This is a genomic window from Nonomuraea sp. NPDC059023, from assembly GCF_042740095.1.
Classification (GTDB): Bacteria; Actinomycetota; Actinomycetes; order Streptosporangiales; family Streptosporangiaceae; genus Nonomuraea.
The window spans coordinates 111,975-133,944 of sequence record NZ_JBHYIO010000017.1 but is presented as its reverse complement, the minus strand read 5'-3'; the positions used below and the strand labels follow the sequence as shown (position 1 = coordinate 133,944).

The window sequence follows — 21,970 nt, the reverse complement described above, 5'->3', positions numbered from 1 at the left end:
GGAGGTGTTCTCAGGGGAAGACGATGGTCTTGTGGCCGTCGAGCAGCACCCGCTGCTCGGTGTGCCACTTCACCGCCCTGGCCAGCGCCACGCACTCCACGTCCCGCCCGATCCGCACGAGATCCTGGGGCGTGTTGCCGTGGCTGACCCGCGCGACCTCCTGCTCGATGATGGGGCCCTCGTCGAGGTCGGAGGTGACGTAGTGGGCGGTCGCGCCGATCAGCTTGACGCCGCGCGCGTGCGCCTGGTGGTACGGCTTGGCGCCCTTGAACGACGGCAGGAACGAGTGGTGGATGTTGATCGCCCGCCCGGCGAGCTTCTCGCACAGGTCCTCCGACAGGACCTGCATGTAGCGGGCCAGCACGACCAGCTCGGCCTGGTAGTGCTCGACCAGCGTGAGCACCTCGGCCTCCTGCCTTTGCTTGGTCTCGGGGGTGACCGGCAGGTGGTGGTAGTCGATGCCGTAGGACTGGGTGAGCGGCCGCAGGTCGGGGTGGTTGGAGGCGACGCCGACGATCTCGATGTCCAGGGCGCCGGAGCGTACCCGGTAGAGCAGGTCGTTCAGGCAGTGGTCGAACTTGCTGACCATGATGAGCACCCGCATCTTGCGCGCCACGTCGCGCAACGTGAACTCCATGGCGAATTCGGGGGCCAGGGCGGCGAAGGCCGCCCTGAGCTCGTCCTCGGCCAGGGGCGCGGTGAACTGCACCCGCATGAAGAACCGCTCGTCACCGAACTGCTGGCTCTCCTTGATGTTGCAGCCGTGCTCTGCCAGCAGGCCCGAGACCGCGGCGACGACGCCGGGCCGGTCGGGACAGGACAGCGTCAGGACGAATTCGGATGTGCTCATGCCTTCACTCTCGAAGAGGTGGGATCGTAGGGCGCCTTACGGCTGATCTGGGCAGAGTACATCTCTCCGGCGACATCCACCTGAGCCTTCTCCATCGCGGCATCGCTCACGAAACCGAGCGCGACCGAGGCGCCGAGCGTCGGGCTGTAGGCGGCGGAGGTGACGTAGCCGACCGGCTCGCCGTCGCGCAGCAGCGACTCGCCGCCCCACAGGTGGGCCTCGGGGTCGTCGAGCACGATGGAGACGACGTGGCGGCCCCGGTCGTCCATGGCCCGGTCCGCACCTCGGTAGCCGCCGGTCTTCTTGCAGGTGAAGCGGAGTCCGGCCGCGGCGGGCGTAACCTCGGGGCCGAGCTCGCGGCCCCACGCGCGGTAGCCCTTCTCGATGCGCATGGCCTCGATGGCGTAGTAACCGGCCTGGGTCAGGCCGGTCGCGAGCAGGGTCTCGTAGACGGTGACGGCGAACTCGGACGGGACGTACAGCTCCCAGCCCAGCTCGCCCACGTAGGTCATCCGGGTGGCGCGCACGGTGGCGTAGCCGAGGTCGACGAGCCGCGAGGCGCCGACGGCGAATGCCGAAAAATCCGCCTTCGACACGCTTTGCAGGATTTCTCGCGATTTAGGGCCCATGACGCTGAAGACGGCGTATGTACCGGTGACGTCCACCAGGACGGCACGGTGCTCGCCGAGGCCCTTGGAGATGACGTCGAAGTCCCGTGTGCTCTGCGCGGAACCCGTCACGATCAGGTACTCGTCGTGCGCCACCCGCGTCACCGTCAGGTCCGACTCGTAGCCGCCCCGGTCGTTGAGCAGGCCCGTGTAGACGACCCGGCCCACCTCGACGTCCACGTCGGCAGTGCACAGCCACTGCAGCGCCGCCGCCGCGTCCCGGCCCTTGAGCGTGAACTTGCCGAACGACGTCTGGTCGAACAGCGCCGCCTCCGTCCTGCACGCGTTGATCTCCGCGTTCACCCGCTGCTGCCATTCGGGTCTGCCGAAGGTATATGGCGCTGCCGTGCCGAAATAGTTGACCCGCTCCCAGCCCATCTTCGAGCCGAAACACGCGCCCGCCGCGGCGAGCAGGTGGTGCACCGGCGAGCGGCGCAGCGGCCTGGCCGTCTCCAGCTCCTTGTTCGGCCAGGACATGGCGTAGTGCAGGCCGAGCGTCTCGGTGACACGGTCGCGCAGCCAGGTGTCGTTGTCCGCCCACCGCGCGAAACGGCGCAGGTCGGCGGGCCACAGGTCGCTGGTCGGCGCGCCGTTCACGATCCACTCGGCCAGCGCCCGGCCCGCGCCGCCCGCCGAGGCGATGCCCGCGGAGTTGAAGCCGGCGCCGACGAAGAACCCGCGCACCTCGGGCGCCTCGCCGAGCAGGAACATGTTGTCCGGCGTGAACGACTCCGGGCCGTTGTAGAACATGCGCACGCCGGTCGTCTCCAGGGCGGGGACGCGGTGGATCGCGTTCTCCATGATGATGGAGAACTGGTCCCAGTCCTCCTCCAGAAGCTGGAACTCGAACGGGTACGGGATGCCGTCCATGCCCCACGGCTTCGCGTCCGGCTCGAACCCGCCCACGACCAGGCCGCCGACCTCCTCCTTGAAGTAGGCATAGCCATCCGGGTCGCGCAGGACGGGCAGATCCGGACGGACGCCCTCGATCTGCTCGGTGACCACGTAGAAGTGCTCGGCGGAGTGCAGCGGCACCGTCACCCCGGCCATGCGCCCGATCTCCTTGGCCCACTGGCCGGCGCAGTTGACGACGTAATCCGCCTCGATCTCGCCCTCGGACGTGCTCACCGATCTCACCACGCCGTCCTTCACGGTGACGCCGGTGACGCGGACACGCTCGATCACCCGCACGCCGCGGCGCTGGGCGCCGCGGGCCAGCGCCTGGGTGAGGTCGGAGGGGTTGGCCTTGCCGTCGCCCGGCAGCCAGACGCCGCCCACGACATCGTCCACCCGCATGACCGGCCACAACTCCTGGGCCTGCGCGGCGGTGATGATCTCGGCGCGCACGCCGTAGTTGCGGGCCTGGGCGGCGGTGCGCCTGAGCTGCGTCATGCGTTCGCGAGTACGGGCGACGCTCACGCTGCCGCACTGCTTCCAGCCGGTGCCGAAACCGGTCTCCGCCTCAAGCCTCGCGTACAGGTCGGTGCTGTACTGGATCAGCCTCGTCATGCTCTCGGTGCTGCGCAGCTGGCCCACGAGCCCGGCCGCGTGCCAGGTGGTACCGCAGGACAGTTGCCCCTGCTCCAGCACCACGACGTCGGTCCAGCCGAGCTCGGCCAGGTGGTAGGCCACGCTCGCGCCGACGATGCCGCCACCGATGATCACAACCTGCGCGCGGGAGGGCAGCGCCTTCAAGAAATGCTCCTCAACCTGTTGATCCCCGGCCAGCTGCGCACGTTCCGCAGCATGGCGATGAAGGCCTGCTCGGCCGGGCCGAGCAGGCGGTCGCGGCGGTGCGCCAGGACGATCGGGCGCGGCTTCGGCACCGGCGCGACCGCCACCGCCGCCAGCCGCCCGTCGGCGAGCTCCTGCTCCACGCAGTGCTCCGACAGCAGCGAGACGCCCAGCCCGGCCGCGACGGCCTGCTTGATCGTCTCCGGCCCCCATATCTCGGTACGGCCGGCCGCTTCCAGACCCCACGTCTCCAGCGCCTCTTCCTGGAGTTCCCTCGTGGACGAGCCCGGCTCGCGGATCAGGAACAGCTCGCCGGCCAGCTCGTGCGGCTCCGCCGTACCCGTGGAAGAGAGCTTGTGGCCCGGCTGCGTGATGAGGACGAGGCGATCCTCCAGGATCGGCTCGCTGACCAGCTGCGCGGCGCTCGGCTCGCCCGCCAGCACCGCCACGCCGATCTCACCGTCGACCAGCCCGCGCTCGACCTGCTGCGCGTTGCCGACCTGGATGCCGATCTCGATGCCGGGGTGCCGGTCGCGGAAGGCGGCCAGGAGCGGGGGCAGCAGGTACGTGCCGACCGTGGTGGTGCCGCCCGCGACCAGCGTGCCGGTCTGCAGGCCCGACACCTGGCGGATCGCCGCCACGGCCTCGTCGGCCAGGAGGAAGACGCGCTTGGCGTACTCCAGCATGACCTCGCCCTCGGGCGTCAGCCTGATGCGCGCGCCGCTGCGGTCGATCAGCGTGGTACGAAGCGACTGCTCAAGCTGCCTGACCTGGTGCGACACCGATGGCTGGCTCAGGTAGAGCTTCTGCGCGGCCGCCGAGAAGCCGCCGCATTCGACCACGGTCATGAAGATCCAGAGCCGGTGCAGGTTGAGCTGCATCGTGTTAACCCCTAGCTGCCTCGATGGACTCCCGGAGCGCGTCCTCCAACCGCTCCAGCCGGTGCCAGGGGATCTCCCCCATGGTGCAGATCCGGAAGAAGTCTCGCGAAAGCTGCCCTTGACCAGCGTAGATAACGTACCCACGCTTTTTGAGCTCGTCATGAAGGGATGCGTACGTCACGCTTTCCGGCAGGTGAAGCATCGTCACCGTGTTGGACCGGAACCGTTCATCAACCAGAATCCGCAGCCCGAGGCGCTCGAACTGCCCCCGCACCAGCGCCGCCCGCTCCCGGTACAGCTTCGTCCTGGCCGCGAACCCGCCCGCCTCCTCGTACTCCTTGATCGCCTCGTCCAGCGCGTAGCAGACCTGGACCGCCGGGGTGAACGGCACGTCGCCCTTGCGCTGGCCCTTCAGGTAGCTGGCCGCGTTCAGGTAGAGGCTGCGCTCGGGTACTTCCTGGATGCGTTCGATCGACCGCTCGCCGCACAGGATGAACGACATGCCCGGCTGCCCGTGGAGCCCCTTGTTGGCGGTGCCGCAGACGACATCCGCCTTGACCTCGGACAGGTCCTGATCCTCGATCGCCGTGCCGGAGATGGCGTCGATCACGAACAACGCCCCGTGGGCCGCCACGACCTCGCCGATCTCCTTGATCGGGTTGATCAGGCCGGTGGTGGTCTCGTGGTGCACGCAGACGACGGCATCGATGTCCGCGTGCTCCACGAGCGCCGCCTCCACCGCCCGCGGATCGGCCGGGACCGTCCAGTCGCTCCTGACCTCGTGGAACGGGATGCCGTGCGCCTTGGCGATCCTGATCATCCGGTCACCGTAAACGCCGTTGTTCACGATGATCACGCCGCGGCCTGCGCGGACGGAGCTGATGACCGCCATCTCCATCGCCGCCGTACCGGAGCCGGTGACCAGGAGCGCCTCGTGGGTGCCACCGAGGTTCAGGGAACGGGGCAGCGCCTCCCGGATCCTGAACAGCAGCTCGGTGAACTCCGGCTCGCGGTGGCACAGGTCACCGCGGAGCAGGGCGTCTTTGACCCGCTTCGAGGTACAGGCCGGACCGGGATTCAACAGAATGAGCTCTTCGTCCATCATCCACTCGATCTTGGGAAGGTATCGGGCATTACGGACGCTACTTGGCCTGGTCACCGTAGTGACAGCCGCCTTTCCCTATACCCTCCATAGCCCTTTCCCCCTTGCCACCCCATCCCTCGGCTGCCCCTTCCTCGCCCCTTTCCCTCGCCCCCGCGTGTCTGCGCACCCACCTCCGCCCGCGCCCACCTCCGCCCGCACCCACCTCCGCCCGCATCCACCTCCGCCCGCATCCACCGAAACCGGCACACGGCACCGCCACACCGCCCAACGCGGGCGGGCCTCGTCGCGACCCAGCAAGCGGCCCCACACAGGCCGACCCGATCGCCCGCCGAAAAGCAGCAGTTCCGGGGCGGCGGCAAGGGAGGCGGAGGGTGAAGGGGCTATGAGCGCCATAGCCGAATGCCCTCTTGCCGGGGCGTGTCGCGGCGGAATGGGATGGAGCGCATGCCGTTGGACGTCATCGTGTTGGTCGTGGTCGCGGGCCTGTTCGCGGTCGTTTCCGGCATGAACGACGGCGGCGCGATCCTGGCCACCGGCCTCAAACTTCCGACCGTCCGGCCCGCCACCGGAATCCTCACCCTCGTCGCGATGGTGGCGCTGATACCCCTGGCAACGCATCAGGTGGCACTGACGTTCGTCAATCGTCTGGCCACGTTCCACGATCCGGGCGGCAGATATGCGATGACCATCGCCGTGATCTGCTCGCTGACAGTCGTGCTGGTGTTGAGTGCGAAGGGTCGTCCCACCAGTCTCACCCTGGCCATCGTCGGCGGGCTGACCGGCGCCGGGCTTGGCTGGGGATTACCGGTGTCAGCGGGTTCGGTGGCGCTGGTGCTGGGGTTCGGCCTGGCGGCACCGGTGGTCGGCGCACTGGTGGCGTGGGCGGTGACGCTCCTGCTGCTCCGCCTGGCCAACGCTCACAGCCTGCCCAGCTGGCACCGGGTGGCGTTCATTGTGCAGTGTGTGGCCTATGCCGCCAACGACGGCCAGAAGATGCTGGCGGTGTTCATCATCGCCATCGGCACCACAGACCTCGACCTGGGCACGACCGCCCTGACCGCCGCCCTCTTCGGGTTGGGCGCCCTGTACGGCCTCCCGAAGGCGGGCCGCCTCCTGTCCCGCGAGATCATCGTCTCGCGCCCCCTGCACGGGGTGGCCGCCGAGCTGGCCGCCGGCGGCGCGGTCATCGCCAGCGCCGCCGCCGGCATGCCGGTCAGCATGACCCAAGCGGTGGCCGGCGCCCTCATCGGCGCCGGCATGACCGGGGGCGGCGGCCGAGTCCGCTGGTACGCCGCCGTCAAAATCACCACCGCCTGGCTCCTGACCCTCCCCGCCAGCGCTCTCCTGGCCGGACTGACCGCCTGGACAGCCAAGGCCATCCCATGAACCCCACCTTCACGTCGGGCGGAGCAGTGGGGCGTGCCAGCGGAGCACGCGGGCAGCCACATGCACACGGGCGGCCTGTAGGTGGGCTCCGTCCGTGGGGCAGCGTCGCGTGCCAGGTGGCTCTGAACGTCGGGCAACGTCGTCGGCAGGGTGGGATTGCGCGTCGGGTGGTGCGGTGGGGCAGGAGGAGTTGGGTGTGGGGCGAGGCCGTAAGTGAGTGGCTGGGTGGGGCGAGGCCGCAAGTGAGTGGAGTGGAGGGTGGGGGTGGGGCGGTTGCGGCGGGTTCGGGATCTGGTTGCGGGGCGGATGGATCGGGCGCTGACCGAGGCGTTGCTGGGGCAGCTTGAGGCGACCAAGGCCGGGGCTTGGCTGGCCATGGCGATGATCGGTGGGGAGGTGGGGCGGACGGGGGCGCATGAGCAGATGCGGGCCATCGAGCATCTGGGGGATGAGGAGCGACGCAGGCTGGTGGATGAGCTGAAGAGTGCGCTGGTCACGCCTATTGATCGGGAGGATTTGTTTCGGCTGTCGCGGTCTATTGATGATGTGCTGGATTCATTGCGGGACTTTGTGCGGGAGTCGCATCTTTATCGGGTGCCTGATCAGATTCGGTTTTCGTCGATGCTTGATCAGGTGATCGTGGGCATTGACGCGCTTGAGGATGCCGTGCGGAATCTCGCGGCCCGGCCTTCTACCGCTGCGCATGACGCGCTGGAGGCGAAGAAGGCCGGTGGGGCTATTCGACGGATGTACCAATACGAGATTTCGCGGATCTTCTCTGGGGAGGTCACTTCTCTGGCGCTCAAGGAGCGAGAGCTCGTACGGCGGCTGGAGATTGTCGGGATGGCGATCGGAGACGCTGCCGACGCCATCGCCGACGGGGCCATGAAGCGGTGAGGCTAGGGCCGCAGAGCCAAGGCTGGGGCCAGGTGTTCCAGCTGGGTCAGGGCGTGGTCCAGGTTGGGACGTTCTGGGGACAGGGGCTGGAGGGCCACGTGGTCGGCTCCAGCGTCCCAGTGGGCTTGGATACGCTTCACCACCGACTCTTCCGTGCCCCAGGCGACGATGGCGTCTACCAGGCGGTTGCTGCCGCCGTCCGCCAGGTCGGCCTCGGTGAAGCCCAGGTCCTTCAGGTTGTTGGTGTAGTTGGGGAGTTGCAGGTAGGGGTGCATGTGGGCGCGGGCGATCTGGCGGGCCTTCGACGGGTCGGTCTCCAGGACTACGGCCTGCTCCGGCACCAGGAGGCGGTCCTTGCCCAGGATGGCGCGGGCCTTCGCGGTGTGCTCCGGGGGGACGAAGTAGGGGTGGGCGCCGGAGGCTCGATCGCGGGACAACTCCAGCATCTTCGGGCGTAGCGCCGCCAGGAGGCGTGGGGCCGGGTGCTCCGGGGTGGGGACGTCGGTGGCCGTCTGGTCCATGGCGTCGAGGTAGGAACGCATGGCGCTGATCGGCTTGGCGTACGTGTGACCCCTGTCCTCTACCAGGACGCCGTGGCTTACGCCGATGCCCAGAATGAATCTGCCTTCGAAGGCCTCGCCCAAGGTGGCGGCACCGGCGGACATGGCCGTGGCGTCTCTGGCCCAGATGTTGGCGATGCCGGTGCCTACCGCCACCCGCTGCGTGGCGGCCAGCAGGATGGCGGCGGCCGCGAACGGCTCCCGGCTGCCTGGGCCCTCGTTGACCCACAGCGTGCCGTAGCCCAGGGATTCCAGCTTGGCGGCGGCTTGCCGTGACGCTTGCGCGGGGCCGCGGCCCAGGAGCGGGTGCCAGACGCCGATGCGACCGTCCATGGTCGGGCCTCCTTGAGGGTAGAGTGTTCGACTGAGATGGAACAGTACACGAGTGTTCGACCGCAGTCGAACAGAACGCGGTCGCTCAGCCACACCTCTCCGGTCGAGGTGAGCCTTCAGGCTGCCCTGGATGCCCTGGCCGATCCCATGCGGCGGCGGATCGTGCGCGAGCTCGCGTCGGTGCCCGACTGGACGCGGCCCTGCGGCACGTTCCACGACCTGCCGATCGCCAAGTCCACGCTCAGCCACCACTTCTCGGTGCTGCGCGGCGTCGGGCTGCTCGAACAGCGCGACGAAGGCGCCCGCCGTCTCAACCGGCTACGCAGGCCTGAGTTCGACGCCCGGTTTCCGGGGTTGCTGACGCTCGTGCTGGGCGAGGACGAGGCTGCGCCGGGTCCTTAGGGCGCGGGCATCCCAACATTGCGGGTCTCCACCGGCGGGGTGGGAGACCGCGTGGCTGTGACAGGGGAGAGCGCTTGGGCGAGCGCGCGACGGCATGGGGGCGTCGAGGCGGATGGGCAATGCGTGCGCGGGGTCGGGGTCGGGGCGGGTGATGTGGGGGCGCGGGTCAGGGCGGGTCAGGAGCGGGTGCGGGCGGGTGAGGTGCGGGTGCGGGTCTGTGCGGGGCGGGTGTGGAGGGGCTGGGCGGGTGTGGGTTGTGGGATCGGCCCAGCATGTACGGCGGAGCGCCCAGCATGTACGGCGGAGCCCGCCAACCAGGCGGCCCCGCCGTACCAGAAGCCGAACAAGAAGCGGGCGGTCAGGAGACGGTGACCTGGTCGATTGCCCAGTACCAGTTGTTGGAGGCGTCGAAGTACCGGAACTTCACCCTCATCGTCGAAGCCCCGCTCGGCACACTCACCACAAGGCTCTCCACCTGGGAGACGGTCTCAGCGGTGTAGTTCTTGACGAGCACATCGGCGCCACCGTCGAAGGACACCAGCACCTGCGCCTTCTGCGCCCCCTCTGGCCGGTAGTGCGTGGTGTATCCCACCCGCACGGACGCCTTCCCTGCCACGGAATAGCCCCCGGTCACCAGGGTGGAGTCGAACGGGCCGGAACCGTGTGACTTGTCGTCCCACTCGTCGGAGTCGGCGACGGCGAACGTTCCTCGGCTGCGGACGTTGAGTTCGCGCCACTGGTCCCGCTGGGCCCGCGACCAGAACTCGTCGGTGGTCAACGACCATCCGCGCCACTCCTGCACGCCTCCGCTGGGCATCCGCGTGGTGTCAAGCGTCCAGGAGGCGGGCACGGTGTGGCTGAAGCCCAGCACCCCGGCCGGTATGCCGGTCTCGTCGACCCGCCCGGACAGCGGTACGTTCTCGAACGGGTCGCCGGTCCGCTGGTCGATCCGCCTGCCGTCGATTCCGGCGGGCGCTCCGAGGCGGAGGGCGTTGAAGACGGTGGCGGTCACGTCCACGAGCCTGGTGTCGAGTGGCCGGGCGGCGGCGGCGATGCCCGGTCCCGCTGCGAGGACGAAGGTGCGCCGTTCCTCCATGGACGAGCCGCCGTGTCCGCCGCCGTCGGTGTGGCCGTGGTCGGTGGTGACGACGATGGTCCAGCGTTCGCTCGGGTAGCTGGGCCGGGCCTTGATGGCGGCCAGGAGGCGGCCGACGTAGGCGTCCTGGGTGGCGATGGCGCGCAGGTAGGCCTGGCTGGCGGCGCCGCTGTTGTGGGCGACGATGTCGGTGTTGCCGAAGTAGACGAAAGCGGCGTCGGGGTTCTGCTGGCGCAGGACCGTCTCGGCGGCGGTGGCGATGCGGGCGTCCTCGGCGGGGTAGCCGTTGGCGTCGCCGTCCAGGATCACTCTGGAGTCGATCTTCGTGCCGAAGGTGCCCTGGTCGCCGAGGGGCTTCCAGTCGAGGGCGGCGAAGGTGGAGTATGCGGGGTTGAGGTTTTCCAGCCGGGTCAGGAAGTCGGGGTGGAGGTCGTAGCGCTTGCCGCTGAAGGAGTTGTCCTTGACGCCGTGCCGGTCGGGCCAGACGCCGGTGGCGATCGTGGACCAGCCGGGGCCGCTGGAGGTGGCGGCCATGGGGTTGGTGTACAGAAGGCTGGCGCCGAAGGTGCCGGTGGCGATGAGGTTGTCGAGGTTGGGGGCGTCGGCGGCGGCTATGCGGTCGTGGCGCAGGCCGTCCATACCGATGACCAGCACTTTGTCGGAGCTGATGCCGTCGGCCACGGCCGGTACGGCGACCGCGCCGAGAGGGGCGTCGCTGGAGTTGAGTACTTTGTTCTCCGGGGTTCCGGGGTCGGCCAGGGCGGCGGGTGCCGGGACGACCACGGCGGCCAGGACCAATAAGGCGGCTGACGCGATTCTGCGCACGGGCGGTTCTCTCCTCGCTCGCGGTTCCGGTCGAGTCGCTCGGGGCTCCGAGCTTGGGGCTCCGATTGAGGATCTCCGGCGGCGGGAGAGACGTGAAGACCATCTTTCCGATGTTCTCCATCAAGGATTCAGGGGGCCCAATTGAGCACCAGCGACCGTCCTGCCGCGCGCGTCGTCTGCCTGGACCGTGAGGGCTCGGTGCTGCTCATGCACTGGCGCGACCATGTCAGCGGCAAGGATCTCTGGGAGCCGCCGGGTGGCGGGCTCCACCCGGGAGACGAGCCGATCGACGCGGCCCGGAGGGAGTTGTCCGAGGAGACCGGACTGCCGGGGGACGTCGTGACCGACCGCTATGTCGACGTGGCCCGAGACTTCACCTGGCTGGGGATCAGGTATGTGAAGACGGAGCCGTTCTTCCTGGCGCGATTGAGGTCGGTGTCGCCTGTATGCACCGACCAATCGCTGACTCTCGAGGAGCGTCAGACCTACCTGGGTTACGGGTGGTTCGCCGTGGACGCGCTACCCGATTCCGTCGAGCCGCCGGAGCTCGCCGAGGTGATCAGGGAACTGATGTAGGCGACGGTCTCCTCGACCTCGCCGAGGACGGCCACCGTGTCGCCGCGCCGTACGACGTAACCGCCGTCGACGTTGACGGTGACGGGCCCGGAGACGAGCACGGGCCCGTCGGATTCGGGTGGGTGGTAGCGGTTCTGCGCGAGGGTGAGCCGCAGCCGTCGTACGAGCAGGGCCCGCACGCCCAGCGCCGCCAGGCCCTCCTGGACCCAGCCGAGCAGCTCAAGCTGTTCATCCTCCGACCGTTCTGTGTGGACAGCAGACATTGGTACCTCGTGTCCTTGTCGTTGGCGCATTCTTGATACCAGAGTGCACTCGGATGACTACCCTAGGTACAAGGAAGAACAAGACTGTATGGCTCGAGGCTTCGTTTGTAGAACCGTGTAGAACCCCCTGGAGCACCCGATGCCCGCCGCTCGCGAACTCGATCCTGGTTCGAGCCCGCTTGCCTTTTTTGGCGCGGAACTCCGCGAACATCGCGTTCGCATGGGTTTGTCGCAGGAGCAGCTCGCCGAGCGGCTCAACTACTCGCTGTCGCTGGTGTGCGCGGTCGAACTCGCCAAGCGCACGCCCTCGCGTGACTTCGCCGAGCGGGCCGACGAGGTCCTCGACACCCGCGGCGAGCTGATCCGGCTGTGGCCGCTGGTACGCCAGGCGGCCTACCCGGCCTGGTTCCGTCCCTGGCTGGAGATCGAGGAGTCGGCCAGCACCCTGCAGACGTGGCAGCCCCTGCTGGTCCCCGGCCTGCTGCAGACCGAGGACTACGCCCGCGAGGTGCTGATGCGCGAGCCCGCCGCCACCGCCGAGCAGGCCGAGGAGGCGGCGGCGGCGCGCATGACGAGGAAGGCGATCCTGCACCGGCCCGACCCGCCCATGTACTGGGCGGTGCTCGACGAGTGGGTGCTGCATCGGCAGGTTGGCTCGCCGGCCACCATGCGCGGGCAGGTGCGTTCGTTGCTGGAGACCGCCGACCTGCCCAATGTCAGCGTCCAGGTGGTCCCCAAGGAGTCCCCGGCGCTGGCCGGGCTCACCGGCGCGTTCGTCATCGCGAAAGTCCCGGGAGAACCTGATCTCGTCTACGTGGAATCGGCCAGGGAGGGGTACGTATCCGATCGTCCCCCGGATGTCGAGTCGATCGTACGGAGGTATGACGTCATCCGGTCACTCGCCTTACCCGTTCACCCAAGCCTAGATTTGCTGTCGAAGGTAGAGGAGGAGATATGAGCGCTCTCCAATGGCGTAAGTCCCGCCGAAGCGGTAGCAACGGCGGAGACTGCGTTGAAGTGGCCGTCCTCGCCGCAACCGGGGACACCGCCACGCACAAGTCCGACCAGGACCGGCTCTTCGTCCTGCGCGATTCCAAAGACCCCGACGGACCGCGGCTGTACTTCACCGAAGCCGAGTGGGAGGCTTTCCGCCTCGGCATGAAGGACGGCGAATTCGACGATCTGATCCAGCCGATTCCGTAATCAGACCCAACCCCCCGCCAGACATGTCCATCCCATGTGTGGGTACGCGCGTGCCCACACATGGGACCATGATCTGATGCGACCGCGCTGCCCGTGTACGCGCCGCCGGGCGCGCTCGACGCGGTGCTTGCGCTGGACAAGGCGAGCATGCCGGCGGGCAGCTTCCGCCTGAACGAGGTGGCGGCAGGAGTGGCCCATCTCGTGCTGACCCATCTGTGGCCCGGCCACACCGACCGGCCCGCGCTGGAGGCCGCCGGAGCGGAGTTCGCCGGGAAGGTCTCCGTCGCCCGCGCCGGGCTGGTGCTGGACCTCTAGGCGGAGCGGTCGCCCAGCTCGGACAGGGTGGTGGCCATCAGGCCGCGTAGCAGCTCGCCGCCGACCTTCTCGTGCTCGGCCTCGACCGCGAGCCCCTCGGCGACCCTGGCCTGGTAGATCTCCCGCTCCATCTCGTCGGTGTACGGCTGCGCCGTCAGCGCCACCACCACCGCGACCCGCGTGCCGGGGCCGGGCAGGATGCCGACGGCGTGGGTGCGCAGGCAGGTCTCGTCGGCGGCGCCGTACCAGCCGCATTTGACGGCGGCGCCGGGATCGCCCAGCGCCTCGCGCGCGCCGTACGTCTGCCCGGTCCCGACCGCGCGCATCCAGCCCAGGACGGCGGCGGCGACGGGCTCACCGGCGAGGGCGGCCTGGGCGAGTACGGCGTAGGCGGTGGCCACCTCGTCGGCGGCGATCTCGACGGAGCCGAAGCGCGACGGGTCGGAGTTGGGCGGCGACCAGGCGACCCCGGTACGGCGGGCGATCGTGTCGAGGATGACCCGGGGCCCCACCGACAGCCAGAGGTTGAGCGTGTCGGCGTTGGAGGAGACGACGACGGCGGGCTCGGCGTGGCGGCGCCAGCGCTCGGCGTCATCGATGTGCGCGGCGGCGGCCCAGGCGTAGAGCGGTTTGAGCAGGGAGGCGCAGCGCAGCCGGTCGAGCCCGGCCCTGGCGGCTACGGATCTGGCCGGCGGACCGGCGTAGCCACGCGCGATGCCGGCGGCCTGGGCGCTGGCGCCCGGCGCGAGGTCGCGGAAGAGGTCGTCGAAACTGGTAACCGCCACGTCTCTTACGGTAGCCGTTCACCCCATCGGGATTCATACCAATGACGATCTGGAGCGGGGCCGGGCAGCGGAGTCGGCTCCGGGGCGCGCAGCCCGTCGAGGGCGAGGGTGAGCAGCCGATCCCTGAGGTGCGGCACGCCGGCGACGGGCCGGTTGAACTGTTCGATGAGCAGCGCGATGTCCAGGTCGGTGACGTCGGGCCGCAGCGCGCCGCTGGTGCGGGCACGGCCGATGAGCTCGCCGATGGCGGCGCCGGCCCGCTCGCTGACCTGCCACATCTCCTCGGTGACCACGATCGTCCCGGCCACCGGCGCGAGGCTGCCCGAGCCGAAGTCCACGCAGGCCCGGATGTATCCGGCCAGGCCGAGCCAGGGGTCCTCCTCACGCAGCCCGTCCTCGGCCGCGCCCGCCGCGCGCTCCATGGAGATCACGGCGAGCCGCTGCAGGAGCTCCTCCTTGGTGCGGTAGCGCCGGTAGAGGCTGCCCATGCCGACGCCGGCCCGCTTGGCGATGGCCGAGACGGGCGCGTCGAAGCCCTGGGTGGTGAAGACCTCCAGGGCGGCTTCGAGCAGCTTGAGGTCGTTTCGCCGGGCTTCGGCCTGCCTGCCTCTCATGCGGTCAGGATAGCGGCTTGCGGAGCGCTGCGCTCCGTTATAGCTTTCCTTCCGGAGCGTCACGCTCCGCTATTGAGGTGAGGTGTGCGATGAAGGCGATCGTCCTGCGGGAGTACGGCGGGCCGGACCGGCTGACCGAGGAGGAGGTCCCCGATCCGGTGCCGGGACCCGGCGAGGTGCTGGTCGAGGTGGCCGCGGCCGGGGTGACGTTCGTGGAGACGCAGGTGCGCGCCGACCGGGGGCCGCGCCGGGTCGAGCTGCCAGCGGTGCTGGGCAACGGCGTGGCCGGCCGCGCGCTGACCGGAGAGCTCACCGGGCGCCGCGTGGTGACGACGCTGGGCGGCACCGGGGGCTACGCCGAACTGGCCGTCGCCCCGGCCGGGCAGTTGATCCCGGTGCCGGAAGAGCTGTCGGCCGAGGAGGCGGTGGCGCTGCTGGCCGACGGCAGGACGGCCATGGGATTGTTCACCGCCGCCGCGCCCCGGCCGGGTGAGTGGGTGCTGGTCGAGGCGGCCGGCGGCGGGGTGGGCAGCCTGCTGGTGCAACTGGCCGCGGCGGCGGGGGCCCGGGTGATCGGCGCGGCGAGCGGCGTGGGCAAGCGGGCACTGGCGGAGGAACTCGGCGCCGAGCTGACCGTCGACTACACCGATCCGGGCTGGACGGGGCGGGTGCGCGCGGCCGTACCGGATGGGCTGGACGTCGTCTTCGACGGCGTCGGCGGCGAGATCGGCGCGGCGGCGCAGGCGCTGCTGCGCGACGGCGGCCGGATCAGCGCCTACGGGATGGCCGGCGGTCCCATGACCGTGCCCGATGCGCGGGTCACCGCCGTCGCGTTCCCTGGGACCGACCTGCGCGAACTGGCCCGGCTGGCAATGGCGGAGGCCGCGGCGGGACGACTGCGGCCGGTCATCGGCCGGCGGCTGCCACTGGCGCGCGCGGCCGAGGCGCACGCCGCCATGGAGGCCAGGACGGTCACCGGCAAGACCCTGCTGCTCCCCAGGACGGGTTAGGCGAGGGCGGCGGCGAACCGGTCGCGCAGTTCGTTGAGCCGCTTGACGGGCTCGTTGCTGTACACGAGCCGGACGTAGCGGCGGGCGACCTCCTCGCCCCAGGCGGTCATCGGGGTGGCGGCGATCCTGCCGCGTGCCAGCAGGCGATCGGACAGCTCCCGGGCGCCGATGCCGAGTTCCTCGGCGTCCACCAGGCACGACCAGCCACCCGCCGCCCGGACCAGCGGGAGCCCGTCAAGCTGGCGGACCACGGCCTCGTGCCGGGCCTGGTACTCGGCGACCGCCTCGGCCACGCCGCTGGGCTCGCTGAGCGCGACGGCCGCGCCGATCTGGGCGAAGCCGCCGGCCACCGTGGTGTTGTAGGTGACCGCGGTCAGCACGCGGGACAGGATGTCGGCGGGTCCGGCCACCCAGCCGATCCGCCAGCCGATCATCCGGTACTCCTTCGACATGGAACCGATGATGATCGTCCGCTCGGCCAGGCCGTCCACCCGGCACGGGTTGATCCTCGGGTGGCCGTCGAAGACGATGCGCTCCATGGCCGCGTCGTAGATCAGGTAGGCGTCCAGGCGTTCGCACGCCTCGGCCACGGCGGTCCAGTCCTCGTGGGTGAGGACGACGCCGGCGGGCATCGACGGGCTCATCATGATGATCGCCGCCGCCTCGGTGACCTGGGCGAGCGCGTCGCGGTCGAGGCGCCACATGCCGCCGTCCACGCGTAGCGGCACCAGGTGGGGCTGGGCGGCGGCCAGCCGTACGCGCTGCAGGAGGCCGGCGTAGGTCGGGTCGGTGAGCACCACGCGCTGGCCCGGCTCGGTGGTGGCGAGCAGGACGGGCATGACGGCGGCGGTGCCGCTGGAGGTCACGACGATCTGGCGGGCGGGGTCGTAGTCGTGGCCGGTGCGCTCGCGCAGGTCGGCGGCGAGTGCCTCGCGCAGCACGGGCAGGCCGTTGAAGGGCAGCCAGCTGTTGCCCTGGCCGGTGGCCAGCGCCTGTGCGGTCGCGGTGACGGCGTTCGGCGGCGGTGGCACGTCGGTGTCGAGGTTCTCCATGCGCAGCACGTCCGGGTCGGTTCCGGCGGCCGCGGCCACCCGGTCGATGTCGAAGGTCTGGACATGGGCGAAGCGGGCATTGTTCCGCATATGGAACACGGTCTCTCCGCGCGGCCCGGCTGTCAATACTGGGATCATGGAAACTGAACGGCTGATTCTGCGTCCGCTGACCGGATCCGACTTCGACGCCTACGCCGCCATGCTCGCCGACCCCGACGTGGCCGGCGGGCTCGCCGAGTCCGTGGGCACCTCACCGGCCGACGCCTGGCGCAGCCTGGCCACGTTCATCGGCCATCGCGAGATCCTCGGCTACTCGCACTGGGCACTGGTGGAGAAGGCGAGCGGCCGCTTCGTCGGCCGGGCGGGCCCCTGGCAGCCCCACGGCTTCCCCGGACTGGGCGTCGGCTGGTGCCTGGCCCGCGAGCACTGGGGCAAGGGCTACGCCACCGAGGCGGCCAAAGCCGCCCTGAGCTACTGCTTCACCGAGCTCGGCGCCCAAGAGGTGATCTCGCTGATCCTGCCGGGAAACACCCGCTCGGTCTCGGTGGCCGAGCGCATCGGCCACCGCCACCTGCGTGACCTCGACTACCGAGGCCGGCGGGTGCACCTCTACGGAAGTGATCGCCGGCCCGGTTGATCGACGTCAGCACCACCAGCGCACGCCGCACGGCCTGCCGCCACGGCTCTCGCCCACGACGAACTTGACCGGCTGGCCGAACACCAGCGGCGTGCCCGGCTGCGGTGACTGGAGCAGCACCCGGTCGGTGCCGCGCGGCAGGCCGCGCTCGGGCTGGGTCGCCACGTCCACCAGGCCCATGACCGGCTTGAACACGATCGCCGCCCAGGCGCCGCTCCGGCCCACGACGCGCGGCATGCGGGGGTGCTCGCGGTAGAAGCGGGACTCGGCGGCGGTCAGGAACGAGACCTCGACCTTGGCGCCCCAGGCGAGTTTGGTGCCGGGGGCGGGCCGTACCGCGAAGATGTGGCAGACCTCGTCCGGGCGGCAGACCGACAGCGGCGAGATACCCTTCGGCGCGAGGACCAGACCGAGGCCCTGCACCTCACGCTGGACCACCGCGAGCGGGCGCCCCACGAGGTCGGGCACCGCGACCTGCGGCAGGAAGGACAGGGCGGCGGTCTCGGGGGCGCGGGCGCCCGGCCGGTCGGCGTGGCCGCACCCGCTCACCGTCCCGAATCCGAACGCCATCATCATCGAGATCACCGCGGACACGGCAGACCTCACCGCCATGCGTGCCTCCAGGCCTGAGCGCGAAGCCCCCCGACCCCGAAGCGATCACGCTATCGCCTCCCCGGAGGCCCAGAGTGCCCTTTGTCCGCTAATGGACACCACTGGTCCCAGGCGTCACCACTGGCTAGCCGAGCGTGCGGTCGGCCGGACCGTCGTAGTTGTCCGGACCCTGCATCGCCAGGTCCAGCGGCTGGACCATGTGCGAGTTCGACGAGGCGCGCCAGCCCTTCTCCCTGGTCATCTCCTCGATCGAGTGCGCGCACAGCGACAGCGACCTGCACACGATGAACAACGCCTTGAGCTGCGGCGGCTCGTAGCCCATGTCGAGGCCGATGCAGCCCATGGCGCCGGGGCCGTTGATCCAGATCCGGCGGCCGAAGACGGCCTCGGTGGCGTCCTCCATCGCGCGGGCGATCGTGACGTACCGGCCGGTGACGCCGAGTTTGTCCGACAGCTCCATCAGGCGGACCGTACGCGGGTCGCGGATGTGCTGGGCGTGGTGGAAGCCGGGCATGCGCTCCTTGACCGCGCGCATCTCGGCGACGACCTTCGCGGCGGCCTCGGTGTCGGCGATGCCCTCCGCCTCGGCCCGCGCGGCGACCTTCAGGAACAGCTCGGCCGGGCGGTCGGCGGTGCCGTGCAGGCGGCCGATGCCGGCGACGCCGGCGGCCACGGCGGAGTTGAGCTCGGCGCCGCCGCTGGTGGCGAAGCGGACCGTGGCCGAGGAGGGGGACATGGCGTGCTCGGCCATGTTCACCATGATCGCGTCGGTCATCCTGCCGACCTCGGGCGTGGGCAGCTCACCCTTCAGCACCAGGTGGAAGTGCTCGGCGAAGGAGATGTTGCCGGTCAGCTCGTTGACGTCGTAGCCGCGTACGACGATGCGGTCCTTGTTCTTCCAGGCGATCGCCGTTTCCCAGGCGAAAGGCTTCTTGTCGGTCAACGGGGTTTCCTCTCTGGGAAGTACACACATGCCGGGTCGATCTCCTCGCGCAGGAGGCGGATCTCCTCGGGGTCCGGCGGGACCACAAGGTCCAGCGATTCACGAAATTTCGGGATAAAGCCGGTGTGCTCGAGTACGGCATCCGCCGTCGCGCCCGGCATCAGCGCCGTGACGGTGAGGGCGGAGTCCTCGGCCTCCATCACGCACAGATCGGTGACGACCTTGACGCGCAGCGGGCCGAGCCCGGCTTTGGCTCGTTCCCCCGGCCCGCCCAGGAACCCCGGGCTGGTGATGTAGTCACACCGGGCCGGGAACCGCCGCCTTTCATGATTTGTCAGGATGACGACCTGCGAGCAATGGCTGGCGATGTCGTTCGCCCCGCCGCTGCCCGGCAGCCGCACCTGCGAGCCGTCCGGCCTGGGGACCCAGGTGGAGTTGATGTTGGCGTACTCGTCCACCTGCGCGCCGCCCAGGAATCCGGTCCTGACCAGCCCCCGCTGCACGAGCCCGCCGAGCGCCTCGAACAGCGAGCCGTGCCGGGCGGCGCCGCGCATCAGCCTCGGGTCCACGACCGAGACCGGAGTGGGCACCACCTTGGGGAACACCACCCCCGACTCGATGACCAGCTTGGCCTCGGGGGCGTGCGTCTTCTGCGCCAGGGTGGCGGCCAGCAGCGGCAGCCCGGTGCCCACGATGACCAGGTCGCCGTCGCGGATCTGCCGGGCGCCCTCGACCACGAGCAGTTCGCGCGGCAGCGCCTCGCCGCCTCCCCGGCTCACGTCGCTCACACCAGTCTCCGCATCTGCTCCACGAGGCCGTCGCGCAGGGCGCCGGACGCGTCGCGGGTCTTGAGGTGGTCGTCGAAACTGCCGCCGAGGTTGGCCGCGATCCACGCGCGCAACTCCCCGTCCCCGGTACGGCCCAGCGCCTGGTACTCCTTGATCTCCGCCTCGGCGAAGTCGTAGGCCCGGTACACGGAGGTCGGGAAGGCGCCGAAGGGCTGCTCGACGACGGCGGTGACGTACGCCTCGGGGATGGTCACCTGCTCGGGCCGGTCGGCGAAGGCGCCGGCGGGCAGTACCTGCTCGGCCGAGACGATGGTGACGCGCGCCGCCCGGACCATGTCCACTTCATGCGACGTAACCCCCTCGATCACGATATTTCCGGAAACATCAGCGCGATTCGCGTGAATCACCGCCACATCCGGCGTCAACGCCTTCAGCAGCACCACGGGCTTGTTCGTCCACGGGTCCACCGACTCGACGGCCACCCCGGAGGTCACCAGGTCCTCCAGCAGATCCGTCCCGAGCAGGCTGCGCGTCGGCAGGAACGGCAGCCCGAGCGCCCCCGCCGCGAACCGCGTGGCCATGGCCAGGTGGGAGTGGTCGCCCACCGACACCTCACCCCGCTCCACCGCCCGCCGCCAGGCGAACAGCGTCCCGTACCGCTCAAGATTGCCCGTGCCCTGCTCGGTCCGGGCGACCAGCCCGGACGCGACCAGCATGTCCAGCGGCAGCGACAGGTTGCAGCCCACCACGGTGAGCCCGCCGATCCCCTGCCTGATCACCTCGTGGACCAGCGCCATCGGGCAGCGGTTGATGTTCTGGCCCCCCATCCCGACAACCGCACCCGCCCGCACGAACTGCGCCACCGCGTCCTCGGCCGCGAGAACCTTTCCCATACTCACGACTTCCGTCCATGTTCTGCCCACGCGCATCGACTCAGCCCGACAACCGAGCCGGGTTCGACGAACCGGGACACGGCCTCGGTGGCGGTCAGTAACTTACGCACGCCGACCGCCACTCGGTGTAGAAGTCCCAGACCTGCGGCGAGCACTCGGGTGCGCCGAACTGCGACAGCTTGGCGCCCATGTGCGGCAGGTGCGCGTACGCGCCCACGCCCGGCCGGTTGACGTGCAGCATCCCGGCCTCGAAGCGTTCCAGCGCCTCGAAGATGAGGGCCGGGTCCTGGGTGAAGATGGTGCCGCTCATGCCGTACTTGACGGAGTTGGAGATGCGCATGGCGTCGTCGAAGCCGTCGCAGTCGACCACGGAGAGCACCGGCCCGAAGATCTCCTCCTGGGCGATCTCGCTGTCCCACGGCACGTCGCGCAGCACGGTCGGCTCGACGTAGAAGCCGTTGCCGGGAGCGCGCCCGCCGCCGGCCACGACCTTCGCGCCGGCTTCCTGGGCCGTTCTGATCGCGTCCAGGCAGGCCTGCATGCGCGCCTCGTTGATCACCGGGCCGATGTCGGCGCCGACCTTGATCTGGGCGACCTCGGCGACCAGCTTGTCCAGGAACTGCTCCTTGACCGCCTTGTCCACGACGACCCGTGAGGTGGCGCTGCACCGCTGCCCGGACTGGCCGAAGGCGCCGAACGCCGTGGCCTTCACCGCCTTGTCGAGGTCCGCGTCGGCCAGCACCAGCACGGCGTTCTTGCCCCCGAGCTCCAGTTGCGTGCGCAGCAGGCGGGGCGCGCCGGCGGTGTGGATGGCCAGGCCCACCGGCAGCGATCCGGTGAAGCTGATGCCGGCCACCCGCGGATGGGAGACCAGCGCCTCACCCGCGGCGATGTCGCCCTGCACGAGGTTGAGCACCCCGGCGGGCACACCCGCGTCCACGAACGCCTCCACCAGCAGCGCCGCGGTCAGCGGCGTGAACGGCGACGGCTTGAGCACCGCCCCGCACCCGGCCAGCAGCGCGGGCGCGACCTTCCACATCGGGATGGCCAGCGGGAAGTTCCACGGCGTGACCAGCCCGACGACGCCGATGGGCGCGCGGAAGGTGTAGGCGAACGTCCGCGGCTCCTCGGCCGGCAGCGTCTCGCCCTTGAGCCGGCGCCCCTCCCCCGCGGTGAAGTCGAGGATGGCGAGGGCCCGCTTCACCTCGCCGCGGGCCTCCTTGAGCAGCTTGCCCTGCTCACGGGTGATCGCCTGGGCGAAGTCCTCGGCCCGCTCCTCGATGAGGCGCTCGGCGGCCCGCAGGTACTCGGCCCGCTTGATCGGCCCGAGCGCCTTCCACGCCGGCATGGCCGCGGCGGCCGCCTCGACGGCCAGTTCGACGTCGGCGCCGCCGGACTCGGCGAAGTCCCCGATGTGGTCGGAGACGTCGCCCGGGTTGATGTTCGGCCGGGTCTGCCCGCTCTCGGGGGCACGCCATTCGCCCCCGATGTGGTTGAGCAGGTAGCGACTCGGGATCGTCGCCATCGAGTTCCTTTCCTCTC

General features: G+C 70.1%; 24 protein-coding genes. 9 read left to right on the top strand and 15 right to left on the bottom strand.

Features of this window, described 5'->3' with window-relative positions; genetic code table 11:
- Nucleotides 1-10 precede the first annotated feature (10 nt).
- From purU to ACFWYW_RS27935, 4 genes are read right to left on the bottom strand one after another with little or no spacing between them, the layout of a single operon-like run.
- On the bottom strand, nucleotides 11-850 hold the full coding sequence (gene purU / locus ACFWYW_RS27950; RefSeq protein ID WP_379614953.1) for a formyltetrahydrofolate deformylase: 840 nt from the start codon (nucleotides 848-850) through the stop codon (nucleotides 11-13).
- Nucleotides 847-3,213 carry an FAD-dependent oxidoreductase gene (locus ACFWYW_RS27945; RefSeq protein WP_379614951.1) on the bottom strand — a complete coding sequence of 789 codons (2,367 nt, stop codon included), beginning with the start codon at nucleotides 3,211-3,213 and terminating at the stop codon, nucleotides 847-849. Before ACFWYW_RS27945 ends, purU begins: the two co-directional genes overlap by 4 nt.
- Nucleotides 3,210-4,133 (bottom strand): LysR family transcriptional regulator, encoded by a 924-nt coding sequence (locus ACFWYW_RS27940; RefSeq protein WP_184959597.1) that lies wholly within the window; start codon nucleotides 4,131-4,133, stop codon nucleotides 3,210-3,212. Before ACFWYW_RS27940 ends, ACFWYW_RS27945 begins: the two co-directional genes overlap by 4 nt.
- 4 nt (nucleotides 4,134-4,137) lie before the next feature.
- The gene (locus ACFWYW_RS27935) at nucleotides 4,138-5,238 is read right to left on the bottom strand and encodes a pyridoxal-phosphate-dependent aminotransferase family protein (RefSeq protein WP_379614948.1); all 1,101 of its coding nucleotides are present in this window, start codon (nucleotides 5,236-5,238) and stop codon (nucleotides 4,138-4,140) included.
- Between the two features lie 444 nt (nucleotides 5,239-5,682).
- On the opposite strand from ACFWYW_RS27935, the gene ACFWYW_RS27930 reads away from it, so the two are divergent.
- Entirely contained in the window at nucleotides 5,683-6,624 is a 942-nt protein-coding gene (locus ACFWYW_RS27930; protein WP_379641099.1) for an anion permease, read from the top strand.
- 306 nt (nucleotides 6,625-6,930) lie between these two features.
- Nucleotides 6,931-7,521 (top strand): DUF47 domain-containing protein, encoded by a 591-nt coding sequence (locus ACFWYW_RS27925; protein WP_379614944.1) that lies wholly within the window; start codon nucleotides 6,931-6,933, stop codon nucleotides 7,519-7,521.
- Nucleotides 7,522-7,523: 2 nt separating this feature from the next.
- On the opposite strand, the gene ACFWYW_RS27920 is transcribed toward ACFWYW_RS27925, so the two are convergent.
- Entirely contained in the window at nucleotides 7,524-8,414 is an 891-nt protein-coding gene (locus tag ACFWYW_RS27920; RefSeq protein ID WP_379614942.1) for an LLM class F420-dependent oxidoreductase, read from the bottom strand.
- A 108-nt stretch (nucleotides 8,415-8,522) separates the two neighbouring features.
- On the opposite strand from ACFWYW_RS27920, the gene ACFWYW_RS27915 reads away from it, so the two are divergent.
- Nucleotides 8,523-8,816, top strand: coding sequence for an ArsR/SmtB family transcription factor (locus ACFWYW_RS27915; protein ID WP_379614939.1), 294 nt, complete (start codon nucleotides 8,523-8,525; stop codon nucleotides 8,814-8,816).
- Nucleotides 8,817-9,174: 358 nt separating this feature from the next.
- Here the strand turns inward: ACFWYW_RS27915 and ACFWYW_RS27910 are convergent, their stop codons facing one another.
- A complete protein-coding gene (locus ACFWYW_RS27910; RefSeq protein ID WP_379614937.1) occupies nucleotides 9,175-10,737 on the bottom strand; it encodes an alkaline phosphatase family protein in 1,563 nt (520 codons plus the stop codon).
- Between the two features lie 141 nt (nucleotides 10,738-10,878).
- On the opposite strand from ACFWYW_RS27910, the gene ACFWYW_RS27905 reads away from it, so the two are divergent.
- On the top strand, nucleotides 10,879-11,313 hold the full coding sequence (locus tag ACFWYW_RS27905) for an NUDIX domain-containing protein (protein WP_379614935.1): 435 nt from the start codon (nucleotides 10,879-10,881) through the stop codon (nucleotides 11,311-11,313).
- On the opposite strand, the gene ACFWYW_RS27900 is transcribed toward ACFWYW_RS27905, so the two are convergent.
- Nucleotides 11,232-11,576, bottom strand: coding sequence for a hypothetical protein (locus ACFWYW_RS27900; RefSeq protein ID WP_379614933.1), 345 nt, complete (start codon nucleotides 11,574-11,576; stop codon nucleotides 11,232-11,234). The genes ACFWYW_RS27905 and ACFWYW_RS27900 overlap by 82 nt on opposite strands.
- Before the next feature lie 139 nt (nucleotides 11,577-11,715).
- Between ACFWYW_RS27900 and ACFWYW_RS27895 the strand changes: the two genes are divergently transcribed.
- From ACFWYW_RS27895 to ACFWYW_RS27885, 3 genes are all read left to right on the top strand, one after another.
- On the top strand, nucleotides 11,716-12,534 hold the full coding sequence (locus ACFWYW_RS27895) for a Scr1 family TA system antitoxin-like transcriptional regulator (RefSeq protein ID WP_379614931.1): 819 nt from the start codon (nucleotides 11,716-11,718) through the stop codon (nucleotides 12,532-12,534).
- Nucleotides 12,531-12,779: a DUF397 domain-containing protein gene (locus tag ACFWYW_RS27890; RefSeq protein WP_184959616.1), complete on the top strand. Its 249-nt coding sequence runs from the start codon at nucleotides 12,531-12,533 to the stop codon at nucleotides 12,777-12,779. Before ACFWYW_RS27895 ends, ACFWYW_RS27890 begins: the two co-directional genes overlap by 4 nt.
- A 93-nt stretch (nucleotides 12,780-12,872) precedes the next feature.
- Nucleotides 12,873-13,094, top strand: a complete 222-nt coding sequence (locus ACFWYW_RS27885) for a hypothetical protein (RefSeq protein ID WP_379614928.1) — start codon at nucleotides 12,873-12,875, stop codon at nucleotides 13,092-13,094.
- On the opposite strand, the gene ACFWYW_RS27880 is transcribed toward ACFWYW_RS27885, so the two are convergent.
- Both ACFWYW_RS27880 and ACFWYW_RS27875 read right to left on the bottom strand, forming a co-directional pair.
- Nucleotides 13,091-13,879, bottom strand: a complete 789-nt coding sequence (locus ACFWYW_RS27880) for a hypothetical protein (RefSeq protein ID WP_379614926.1) — start codon at nucleotides 13,877-13,879, stop codon at nucleotides 13,091-13,093. The genes ACFWYW_RS27885 and ACFWYW_RS27880 overlap by 4 nt on opposite strands.
- Nucleotides 13,880-13,884: 5 nt before the next feature.
- Entirely contained in the window at nucleotides 13,885-14,493 is a 609-nt protein-coding gene (locus ACFWYW_RS27875; RefSeq protein WP_379614924.1) for a TetR/AcrR family transcriptional regulator, read from the bottom strand.
- An 89-nt stretch (nucleotides 14,494-14,582) separates the two neighbouring features.
- On the opposite strand from ACFWYW_RS27875, the gene ACFWYW_RS27870 reads away from it, so the two are divergent.
- Nucleotides 14,583-15,503, top strand: coding sequence for a zinc-binding dehydrogenase (locus ACFWYW_RS27870; RefSeq protein WP_379614922.1), 921 nt, complete (start codon nucleotides 14,583-14,585; stop codon nucleotides 15,501-15,503).
- Here ACFWYW_RS27870 and ACFWYW_RS27865 read toward each other — a convergent pair.
- Nucleotides 15,500-16,645: a pyridoxal phosphate-dependent aminotransferase gene (locus ACFWYW_RS27865; RefSeq protein ID WP_379614920.1), complete on the bottom strand. Its 1,146-nt coding sequence runs from the start codon at nucleotides 16,643-16,645 to the stop codon at nucleotides 15,500-15,502. The two genes, ACFWYW_RS27870 and ACFWYW_RS27865, sit on opposite strands and share 4 nt — an antisense overlap.
- A gap of 46 nt (nucleotides 16,646-16,691) precedes the next feature.
- Here ACFWYW_RS27865 and ACFWYW_RS27860 point away from each other — a divergent pair, with 46 nt between their 5' ends.
- Nucleotides 16,692-17,192: a GNAT family N-acetyltransferase gene (locus ACFWYW_RS27860; protein WP_379614918.1), complete on the top strand. Its 501-nt coding sequence runs from the start codon at nucleotides 16,692-16,694 to the stop codon at nucleotides 17,190-17,192.
- Between the two features lie 6 nt (nucleotides 17,193-17,198).
- Here ACFWYW_RS27860 and ACFWYW_RS27855 read toward each other — a convergent pair whose 3' ends face one another.
- The 5 genes from ACFWYW_RS27855 to ACFWYW_RS27835 form a co-directional block, all read right to left on the bottom strand.
- A complete protein-coding gene (locus tag ACFWYW_RS27855) occupies nucleotides 17,199-17,804 on the bottom strand; it encodes a hypothetical protein (protein ID WP_379614916.1) in 606 nt (201 codons plus the stop codon).
- Between the two features lie 124 nt (nucleotides 17,805-17,928).
- Nucleotides 17,929-18,747 carry a citrate/2-methylcitrate synthase gene (locus ACFWYW_RS27850; protein WP_379614914.1) on the bottom strand — a complete coding sequence of 273 codons (819 nt, stop codon included), beginning with the start codon at nucleotides 18,745-18,747 and terminating at the stop codon, nucleotides 17,929-17,931.
- A complete protein-coding gene (locus tag ACFWYW_RS27845; RefSeq protein WP_379614912.1) occupies nucleotides 18,744-19,535 on the bottom strand; it encodes a CoA-transferase subunit beta in 792 nt (263 codons plus the stop codon). Before ACFWYW_RS27845 ends, ACFWYW_RS27850 begins: the two co-directional genes overlap by 4 nt.
- On the bottom strand, nucleotides 19,532-20,428 hold the full coding sequence (locus ACFWYW_RS27840; protein ID WP_379615091.1) for a CoA transferase subunit A: 897 nt from the start codon (nucleotides 20,426-20,428) through the stop codon (nucleotides 19,532-19,534). Before ACFWYW_RS27840 ends, ACFWYW_RS27845 begins: the two co-directional genes overlap by 4 nt.
- A gap of 94 nt (nucleotides 20,429-20,522) precedes the next feature.
- Nucleotides 20,523-21,953, bottom strand: coding sequence for an aldehyde dehydrogenase family protein (locus ACFWYW_RS27835; protein WP_379614910.1), 1,431 nt, complete (start codon nucleotides 21,951-21,953; stop codon nucleotides 20,523-20,525).
- Nucleotides 21,954-21,970: the final 17 nt, after the last annotated feature.